The sequence below is a fragment of the Lachnoanaerobaculum sp. genome, from assembly GCF_057250505.1.
The window spans coordinates 1-10,516 of sequence record NZ_DBHIEQ010000037.1 but is presented as its reverse complement, the minus strand read 5'-3'; the positions used below and the strand labels follow the sequence as shown (position 1 = coordinate 10,516).

Annotated in this window: 9 protein-coding genes and 1 pseudogene; all 10 read right to left on the bottom strand. The window is 37.5% G+C overall.

Annotation, left to right across the window (positions count from 1 at the left end; genetic code table 11):
• Positions 1-253 (bottom strand): annotated as a pseudogene (locus tag ACO6FI_RS12050) (phosphatidylserine decarboxylase); the annotation flags it as partial.
• A 6-nt stretch (positions 254-259) separates the two neighbouring features.
• Entirely contained in the window at positions 260-853 is a 594-nt protein-coding gene (locus tag ACO6FI_RS12045) for a CDP-alcohol phosphatidyltransferase family protein (protein WP_485457548.1), read from the bottom strand.
• A gap of 1 nt (position 854) precedes the next feature.
• A complete protein-coding gene (locus ACO6FI_RS12040; RefSeq protein WP_485457547.1) occupies positions 855-1,430 on the bottom strand; it encodes a CDP-archaeol synthase in 576 nt (191 codons plus the stop codon).
• Positions 1,427-1,792 carry a diacylglycerol kinase gene (locus tag ACO6FI_RS12035; protein WP_485457546.1) on the bottom strand — a complete coding sequence of 122 codons (366 nt, stop codon included), beginning with the start codon at positions 1,790-1,792 and terminating at the stop codon, positions 1,427-1,429. Before ACO6FI_RS12035 ends, ACO6FI_RS12040 begins: the two co-directional genes overlap by 4 nt.
• A gap of 1 nt (position 1,793) precedes the next feature.
• Complete coding sequence (locus ACO6FI_RS12030; RefSeq protein WP_485457545.1) at positions 1,794-2,864, bottom strand: hypothetical protein; 1,071 nt, start codon at positions 2,862-2,864, stop codon at positions 1,794-1,796.
• Positions 2,864-4,993, bottom strand: a complete 2,130-nt coding sequence (locus tag ACO6FI_RS12025; RefSeq protein WP_485457544.1) for a PEP/pyruvate-binding domain-containing protein — start codon at positions 4,991-4,993, stop codon at positions 2,864-2,866. The genes ACO6FI_RS12030 and ACO6FI_RS12025 overlap by 1 nt, the downstream gene beginning before the upstream one ends.
• Positions 4,990-6,081, bottom strand: a complete 1,092-nt coding sequence (locus ACO6FI_RS12020; protein ID WP_485457543.1) for a DegT/DnrJ/EryC1/StrS family aminotransferase — start codon at positions 6,079-6,081, stop codon at positions 4,990-4,992. Before ACO6FI_RS12020 ends, ACO6FI_RS12025 begins: the two co-directional genes overlap by 4 nt.
• 27 nt (positions 6,082-6,108) lie before the next feature.
• Entirely contained in the window at positions 6,109-7,131 is a 1,023-nt protein-coding gene (locus ACO6FI_RS12015) for a threonine aldolase family protein (RefSeq protein ID WP_485457542.1), read from the bottom strand.
• 10 nt (positions 7,132-7,141) lie between these two features.
• On the bottom strand, positions 7,142-8,299 hold the full coding sequence (gene hemW / locus ACO6FI_RS12010) for a radical SAM family heme chaperone HemW (protein ID WP_485457541.1): 1,158 nt from the start codon (positions 8,297-8,299) through the stop codon (positions 7,142-7,144).
• A gap of 3 nt (positions 8,300-8,302) precedes the next feature.
• Entirely contained in the window at positions 8,303-10,114 is a 1,812-nt protein-coding gene (lepA, locus tag ACO6FI_RS12005) for a translation elongation factor 4 (protein ID WP_485457540.1), read from the bottom strand.
• Between the last annotated feature and the right edge of the window lie 402 nt (positions 10,115-10,516).

The window sequence follows — 10,516 nt, the reverse complement described above, 5'->3', positions numbered from 1 at the left end:
AATCGTCAAAGCTTTTAAAATCTTTATTTAAAAGGCCTTTATCCATATCATATTTTTTTACAAAGTCTTTTATCTTTTTCTTTGACAGAGTGCTTTTATAGTATATTGAAAGCAGCTTTGAAAAATAAATTCTTGAAAATATAAATTTCAGGACTATTCTGCCTACCAAGCTGTGATATAAAAACTTGATTATACTTGCAGAGTCTTCCTCTTCTTTTATTATCTTTCCCGTTTTCCTGTCTTTTATCTTCATAATCACCTATAAAAGTAATACTATAAATACAATTGCAAGTACCAAAAATCCTATTCTTACATAAATATTCGGCTTTTTTATCTTCTTATTCCACAAAAATCCGAGTATAAGCAGCACATACAGATACTCTATAGGTATTACCGAAAGTACTTTTATATACTTACAAACCACCACATAGAGTGATATAAAAAATGCCGAGTATGTAACCGCCAGCCCTGTAAAATGTTCTTTATCTTCATCTGCAGTACAATTAAAATATGCCAATCTTATTATTACAGCCAAGATATAAAAGCTTAATAAAACGGTGGAAACATAAATACAATCGGAAAAAAACGCTCTGTATATCTTTGCCGGAAATACTCCGAATGAGATAAGGTCTGCCAGTGAATCTATCTGCACTCCGAAATCTTCCTGCAGCTTCGTCCTCTTATACATTCTTGCAAACATTCCGTCAAAGGCGTCACAAAGCCCTGCAACCATCAACAATATGGTGGCAAGATACAAATCATTGACACAAAATATTCCGAATATGGATATCACCGCTCCGATATATGTCAGTATAACACTTGGGTGATACACCCCTAAAAACAGCTTCTTCATCTTATAAATACCTTCTTACTCCAAACATTATTAAGACCAGATTGACAACTATATGTGTAATACCTCCGAGAAAAATTGCAAAAATATATTCAGGCAAGGTAAGCCTGCCAAGTACTGCAAGTACCGATATCACACCGAGCATTGAATCCGTCTGGTCATAGATAAATACAAATATATTAACCGGAAATCTTCCTCTATGACTTGCATCAATATCAAATCTTCTCTTTATAAAGCTGTTGGGCAATTCAAATATCATATATGCAAAACCGAATAACATACCTATAAGCATATTAAAGATAAGTGTATTGTAATGATATTTGTAGATAAGATTAAAGCTTTCCAAGTTTGAAATCTTTAAAACAAGGCCCCATATTATAGAAAATATTGAAGTTCCAAGCATCATACCCAAAAATCCGAGCAAGGTCTTACTGTCTCCGAATATTCGTTTACCGCCAAGGCTCATCTTACAATCTATCGAAATCCTTAGAAAAGAAAGCTTTTTTATCTTTACAAAGAGCATATTGAAGATGCCGCCAAATATCACAGGCATCATACTGATATAGAGTGAGGCAATCATAGTCTCACTCCGCTAAAGTCAACACCTGCAACTATCTGTACCAGGAAAAAGGCGATACCGAAGCAAAGCACACCTGCCGCCGCCATATCCTTTATCACCTTTATTTCAGGGTGTATCTCTTTTGAAATAAAATCCGCTATATGCTCTATTGATGTATTTATACATTCAAATGCATACACACCTGCCGAAGTGATTATATACCCGAGCCATATACTCTTATCCGCTTTTAATACAAACAAGTCCAATACAAAGAATAAAACATCAATAACAAGGTAGTATTTATAATTTTTTTCAGTCCTTATTGCAAATATCAGTCCCTTTATCGCGCAGTAGATACTCTTTAAAAATGTCTTATTCTTCATGTCAATCTCCAATTGTCTTCTCCAATAAAACATACTTTCTTTTTTCTTTTATCTTCTCTTTAAAATATCCTCCTGTCGCCTTGCCGCTATCTATCAGTGCAGACACCGCGCAAGCATCTTTTGCCTTTAACATATCCACTACAAGCTGTGAGAGCGCGGATCCGAGTCCAAGGCATTTAGCATCTACGCCCATATACAAAAGTACATATCTTTTTGCATTTGCCTTAATATTCATAATATTAAGTAAAACGGCAGGTGTCTTTGGCTTATAGAGTAAATTTCCGTAGTCCTGAAGACAAATCAAAAATCCCTTAAGTTCATTTTCCTTATACGCCAAAAATACCATATCGTGGTCAAGTATCATACTTAATGGCGAATAGAGTTTTATAAAATCCTCTTCACTTATCATTTTAAAGCCTGCAAAGTTTTTGTAGCCTTCTGTCAAAACCGGATATATCTCCCTTAAATATTTCTCCAAGTTTTGGAGATTAGGGTGAATAAATACATAACCTTTATCTTTAAAGTATCCAAGTCTGTTTTTCGCCTTTTCACTGTCGAAACTGTCATCCGGAGTATCAAAAAAATATGAATAATATTCTTTTGACAACTTAAAGCCGCTCTCTTCCCAAAACTCGCTGTAATAAGCTTTGTTTGCAGGTTCTCCTGTATATGATAATTCATCTGTAAGCGCAAATCTGTACCTGATCCAAAAAGATATATCAATCGGACCTAAAAGTCTTTTTTTACCGGCCTCCTTTGCAATTCTTTCACATTCAGACAATAAAAGCTTTGATACCTCAATATCCTTTATACATTCAAAAAATCCGATATATGCGGTATCATCCTCATATAATGAAACTACGCAGCGTCCCACAGGCTCATCATTTTTATTCTTTACTATAAGTGCAAAATTTTTTACACATTTGCAAAGTACACTTGTGTTTTCCAAAACCTCTTTTTCAAAGGTTTTATTCTGTACAATATGTTTTTCATCGTAAAGCTTTGAAGGCAGCCTTAAAAACAGCTCCTTATCCACATTTTTCTTTACTATATTGATACTATACTCACTCATTATGACCTCTTTATTATTTTACAATACCCTCTGTTGCCGTCTATATCTACAATATCACCGCTTTCCACCTGATTCATCAAACCCTTTATACCCACTACGGCAGGCTTTTTTAACTCCCTTGCCACTATTGCGGTATGTGAAAGCAGTGAACCTCTCTCCGCCAAGATTCCCTTTGCCACATCCAGCAAAAGAAACCACCCCGGGTCGGTAGAATATGTGGCTATTATCTTATCCTTTACATCTTTTAGCAAGACCTTTCTCATATCTGTAATTTTTATAATCTCACCGCTTACTCTGCCGCTTGATACTCCTCTGCCGATAAGAAAGTCTTTCCTTTCATCACCGTCTTCTTCTATTGCCTGTACATTACAAAAGTCTATATCGGGACTTCCTAAAAGCTCCACTCTCCTTATCGTAGGGATATTCTCATAGACAAGCAGCATATTTTTTTCCTCATTGATTTCATCACTGAAGTCTTTGCCGTGAAAAATCATATCTCTTATCTGCTCAAGCGAGAGATGATAAATATCGTCCCCTACAGTCTTTAGAGCTATCTTATCAATCAGCTTTCTCATAAGCCCGAAAAGCCTGCTTCTGTTAAGCCTTGAAATCTCACGGTTATTGGTTGAAAGCCTTGCAAGAGATTTTCTTTTGTATATGTACTTTCCCTGTGTTCTCTTTAGAGGAAGATTTTTTCTTTCTTCTACAAGCTTGTCAAGGCTTTCGGGATTTGTGGAAAATGTTCTTGTCTCAAGTTTTAACTCTCCTACAGTTCTATCGCCGTAATATTTTATATATCTTTTTTTCTTCTCAATGTACTTAGGTGACTCTTTTCCGAATCTTTTATATGTGTAAATCAAATCATTCAGCGCCTCTGCCGGTTTTTTGCTCTCAAGCGAGAGTGATTTCTTTACTTTATCTCCTGCAAAGTAAGTACTCAAAAAGGACACCATATCATTTATAAGTGTCAAATCCCACTCCTTAAAGAATATTTCTTCCATCTCTTTAAAAAGAAAATACAACTTCTTCGGGTCGTCCTCTTTTTCAATTTTCTTATCAAAATACCGGAATTCCTTTTTGAAAAAAGTAGAAAGGTCTCTCATCTTTCTCTGTGAGACTACCATTAGATACAAAAACGAAAAAAGAAGTCTTGACTTTATATATATATTCGGCTTTTCTTTTGAAAATGTAATTTTTTCGCTCTCCACACCCAGCATTTTCTGCCATACAGGAATTATCTTAGATGATAAGGGCAACAATCTCAGTATATCGTACCAGCTGCTGATTTCATAGTACATCCTTCCGCCGAAATCACATACCATATGTGGAAACAAATCTTCATAATATTTTACAGACTTTCCAAGCGCCCTGTTTCCCAGTCTTGTAAAAATCTTTGTATACACCTCTTTTGCAAAACTTCTTGTAAGCTTTTTGCAAACTCCGGGATAACTTTCTGCGATATTGCTGTTGTCAAGTATACGAACCGGCAAGTCAAAATCAAGACTTGTAATCTGTCTTGCCTGCAAAATATATATCTTTTCATCCTCTATGGCAAATTCTATATCCATAGGTTTATTAAAAAATTTTTCTATTCTCTTTCCAAGCTTTTCAAGTTCTTTTACAAAATGCTCCGGAAATAAAATATCATTTCCTTCTTTATAGCTTGCTCCTTCTCTGTAGCAATGATAGGTAACAGTCTCCTCTTTATCGCCGACCACATTTTCACCAAGTCCCTTGCCGACCACTATTACAATATCATTTAGAATACCTTTAGGATTGGAGGTAAATATAACCCCCGAATAACTTGCCTTTACCATCTCCTGTATTATTACAGAGGTGCTGTTATTCTCACTCTTTATCCCGAGGCTCTTTTCATAGTATCTTATCTTATAGCTGTTCGCTACCGCAAAAACGGCCTTTTTCACATCCTCTTTTGTCACATTCAGTACTGTCAGGAATTGCCCGGCATATGAAAACTTTCCGCCGTCCTCATGTGCATCATTTGAGCGTACGGCAAAAAGCTCCGCTTCAAAGTGTGAAAAATCTATATCTTCATTTGGATTTACCACTTGAAATTTGGGAACCAAAAAACCGTTTTCACTTAAAATTCTCAAATTGTCAGCTTTCATAAACTTCTCCGAATTATGTCACATATTCTGTCAACACTGTCAAGCTCCAAATCAGGATATATAGGCAAGGTCAAGACTTTCTTTGAAATATCAAGTGCAACAGGCGTAAGCTTCTCATCAAATCTGCCGCTGTAGCACTCATATGCATTGGTACAAGGATAGAAATATTTTCTTGCAAAGATATTCTCCTTTGCAAGTGCATCATAAAGCTTATCTCTTTCTTCCACCACTATCGGAAAGTAGGCGTAGTTATACTCCGTATCACTGCCATATTTATTGAGTCTGACAGCCTTAATATCTGAGAGTCTTTCTATATATCTCTCACATATTTTCTTTCTTTTTGCTATGTACTCGCTCAGATGGTTCATATTGCAAAGTCCCATAGCCGCCGCGAACTCGTTCATCTTTGCATTGCTGCCCACATAAGGAACATTTTCCTTGTCCGCAATACCGAAGTTCTTTAAAAAATCAAGTGCCTCTCTTCTTTTTTTGTCTCTAAGTGTAATGGCACCGCCTTCTATGGTATTGAAGACCTTGGTAGCATGAAAACTAAATATGCTCATATCTCCAAAATCCGCAACGCTTTTACCCTTATATCTTTCGCCGAAGGTATGTGCGGCATCATATAATACATACAGATTATGCTTTTTTGCTATCTTTTCTATAGCCTCCACATCACATACATTACCGTATACATGTACCGGAAGTATTGCCTTTGTATCTTTTGTTATCAGCTTTTCTATCTTCTCAGGATCCATTGTGAAATCGTCTTCTTTTATATCACAAAATACCGGCTTCAACCCGTTCCTTACTATGGCATGTGTGGTGGAAGCAAAGGTAAAAGGCGTTGTAATGACTTCACCGTCTATTTTAAGAGACTGCAATGCAAGCTCAAGTGCCAGATGTCCGTTCACCGTAAGTACAACTTCCACTCCGTCCATAAACTCGCTAAGCCTCTTCTCAAGCCGGTTGTGGACATCACCCATATTTGTAAGCCATGCACTGTCCCATATTTTATCTATATATTGAATGAATTCCTCCTTAGGAGGCAATGTAGCCTTCGTGACAAATATTTTCTTCTCTTCCATATACCTCCTTAACAAATACATTCACACTTATAATATTTCTATCAACTTATTTACATCTTCATCGGCTGTAGCCCAGCTTGTACAAAGTCTTATCACATGTTTTCCGTTTTCAAGTGTCTCCATAAATCCGAATGCGACATTTTCAGAAAGTTTCTCTCTTTGTAAATCGTCTACCACAATAAACTGCTGGTTGGTCGGAGAATCAAGGTAGAGTTCATAACCTTTTTCTATAAGAGCACTCTTTATCTTCATTGCGGCATCCACACCTGTTTTTCCAAGTCTTTCATACAGTCCGTCACTAAACAGTACATCAAACTGTATACCCTTTACTCTTGACTTTGCAAGTACTCCGCCAAACAGCTTCATATTGGTAAAGAAATGCTTACAAATATCCTTGTTTGTAAACACTATAGCTTCTCCAAGCAGGGCGCCGCATTTTGTACCGCCTATATAGAATACGTCACAAAGATCTGCAATACTTTTAAGTGAAGTATCACATTCGCTGCTTCCAAGTGCATAGGCAAGCCTTGCACCGTCTGCAAAAAGTAAAAGCTCATACTCTTTGCAGACTTTATTTATCTCTTCAAGCTCTTTCTTTGAATACAGTGTTCCGTACTCTGTCGGCTGTGAAATATATACCATGCCGGGATACACCATATGCTCGTGGTTGACATCCGCATAAAAATTTTCACAAAATCTTTTTATACTTCCGGCATCAATCTTTCCGTCATTTGAATTTAGAGTAAAGACTTTATGCCCTGTATTTTCTATAGCTCCGGCTTCATGTACCGCGATATGTCCCGTGTCGGCGGCTATCACACCTTCAAAGTTTTTCAAAACACTTGCTATAACTATCTTATTTGCCTGAGTTCCTCCGCTTACAAAGAAAATCTCGGCATCTTTGCCTATTTCTTTTTTTATCTTTTCCTTTGCGGATATACAAAACTCATCATCGCCATAGCCTGACTGCTTTGACATATTGCTTGAAGCCATCGCATCCAAAATCTCAGGTGCCATACCCTCACTGTAATCATTTATAAAATATAACATAAAATTATCCTCAGTCTAATAAAAAGTCAGACATAACCATATTGCTTAAATCAAGCCCCTTATCTGTCAGTCTAAGATAAGGTGAATTATACTCCATAAGATTCAGCATAATATTTCTCTTTATCTGTCTGTCATACAGCTCAAACATATCTATACCGAACCTTTCATTGAATTCATGCCTTGAGACGCCTTTTGTCAGTCTTAATCCGAGGAACATGAATTCTTCCATATTTGCCTTTTTATCAAGCTCTTCTATGTCGCAATAAAGCGGTGTAATGTCCTGCTGCATCTTGATATTCATATACTTTTTGTAATCGCCCTCTACATGGAAACGCCTGTTCATCACATATCCCGACGCGCCTACTCCTAATCCCAGATATGATACTCCGGTCCAATACCCTATATTGTGCTTACACTCTCTGCCGGGCTTTGAGTAGTTGCTTATCTCATATCTCTCATATCCATGCTCTTTCAATATATCCTTTGTTACGGCATACATTTCTCTATCCACATTCTCATCAGGAAGCAAGGCTTTACCCTCTTCACTGCCGTACTTGTCAAAGAAAGGTGTCTCAGGCTCTACAATCAATGAATATGCACTGATATGCTCAGGTTTCAGCTCACAAACCCTCTTTAGGGTAGTCTTATAGCTTTCGACAGTCTGATACGGCAGTCCGCTCATAAGGTCCACATTGATATTTGTAAATCCGAACTCTCTTGCAAGCTGATAACTTTGCAAAAAATCCTTATAAGTATGTATTCTGCCAAGCGCTTCCAGCTCTTTTTCAATGCTGCTTTGCAAACCGAAGCTTATTCTGTTTATACCCGCCTTTTTGATATGCATTATCTTACTCTTTGACAATGTGCCGGGGTTACATTCTATAGTGATTTCCGCATCAGTTGCTACAATGAAACTTTCACGTATGATATTCATTATCTCAAGTATCCATATACCGCTGAGTGTGGTAGGAGTACCTCCGCCTATAAATACGGAGCTTACCAGATAATCTCTGTAGTTTTCTCCCTGTACTCTTATCTCCTCTGTAAGCTGTGCCACATAGGCTCTTTTCTCACCATCATCCGCTGCAAACGACAAAAAATCACAGTATCCGCATTTTTTTTCACAAAAAGGTATATGTACATATAATTCCAACTTTTTCATAGACATTATCTAATCCTCATCCAATTTCAGTACACTCATAAATGCCTTTTGAGGGATTTCGACATTACCGATCTGTCTCATTCTCTTCTTACCCTCTTTTTGCTTTTCAAGCAGCTTTCTCTTTCTGGTAATATCTCCTCCGTAGCACTTTGCAAGTACGTCTTTTCTCATCGCCTTTACAGTTTCTCTTGCAATGACCTTTGATCCGACTGCCGCCTGTATAGGTATTTCAAACAGGTGTCTAGGTATCTCTTCTTTTAACTTTTCACACATCTTTCTGCCTCTTTCATAAGCGGAGTCGGCATGAACGATAAATGAGAGTGCATCCACTTCTTCCTTATTTATCAATATATCAAGCTTTACAAGCTTTGAAGGAACATATCCCTTAAGGTCGTAGTCAAGTGAAGCATAACCTCTTGACCTTGACTTTAATGCATCAAAGAAATCATATATTATTTCATTGAGCGGCAAATCATATCTTAAAATAGCACGATTTTCCTCAATATACTCCATTCCCAGATATATACCTCTTCGCTCCTGACACAGATTCATAATAGAGCCTACAAATTCCTTAGTAAGCATTATCTCCGCGGAAACTATAGGTTCTTCCATATGCTCTATCTCTGAAGGGTCGGGCAGGTTTGACGGATTGGTAAGTTCTATCACTTCACCGCTTGTCTTAAATACCTTGTATACAACTCCCGGAGCTGTGGTCACAAGGTCAAGATTATATTCTCTTTCAAGTCTTTCCTGTATTACTTCAAGGTGCAAAAGCCCTAAGAATCCGCATCTGAATCCGAATCCCAACGCCAGTGAAGTCTCAGGTTCAAAGAAAAGTGAGGCATCGTTAAGCTGCAATTTTTCAAGTGCCTCTCTTAGGTCATTATACTTCGCTCCGTCTGCCGGATAGAGTCCGCAGTACACCATGGAAGTAACCTTTTTATATCCCGGAAGCGCCTCTTTACAAGGATTGTTGTTAAGTGTAATAGTATCACCCACCCTTGTATCTTTTACATTCTTGATACTTGCGGTGATATAGCCTACCATTCCTGCAGAGAGTTCATCACACGGGATAAACTGTCCCGCGCCGAAATATCCTACTTCCACAACTTCTTCCACAGCGCCGGTTGCCATCATCTTTATGGCGTCACCTTTTTTTACACTGCCTTCTTTTATACGCACAAAGACTATTACTCCCTTGTATGAGTCGTATATGGAGTCAAATATAAGTGCCTTAAGCGGCGCATTAATATCTCCTTTCGGTGCAGGAATTTTGGCTACTATCGCTTCAAGTACGTCCTCTATATTAAGTCCCATCTTTGCGGAGATTCTCGGAGCATCATGTGCTTCTATTCCTATCACATCTTCTATTTCACTTGCGACAAGATCCGGATCGGCACTTGGCAAATCCACCTTGTTTATAACGGGGAATACCTCAAGGTCATGGTCAAGTGCCATATATACATTTGCAAGAGTCTGTGCCTCTATACCCTGTGCCGCATCCACCACCAGTATTGCACCGTCACAGGCCGCAAGTGATCTTGATACCTCATAGTTAAAGTCTACATGTCCCGGAGTATCTATCAAATTGAATATATATTCATTTCCGTCATTTGCCTTATAGACAGTCCTTACCGCCTGACTTTTTATAGTGATGCCTCTCTCACGCTCCAAGTCCATATTGTCAAGAACCTGAGCCTGCATCTCCCTGCTGGTCAACAGTCCGGTCTTTTCTATAATCCTGTCTGCAAGAGTAGACTTACCATGGTCTATATGTGCAATAATACAAAAATTTCTAATCTTACTTTGGTCAACAGTCATCTTTTCTTCCTATCGTTAAAAGTTGATAATAATGCTTATAATACCATTTTTTTGAGGTTCTTACAATAATGGTAAAAATGAATCCGGAACTAAAGCTATAGGCAATTATTTAATGTTATTGTATAATAGTGTACAATATACAAGGAAGACGCATGTACGCTAATATTAAGCTTGTGAAAATAATTTACTTGGTTAATATATTATAAAATGGAGGTTACAATGAAGCAGAATCATCAGTCAAACTTGGATTTACATACTAATATATCATTAATTAAATAATCGGCACAAATAATTATTTTATGGTATAATAAGATTATTCTAAAAAGAGAGGTGCTTATTATGCCGAAAAAACCAACTTCCTTAACCCTTAATGAAGGCGATTATGAATACCTACGCTCATTG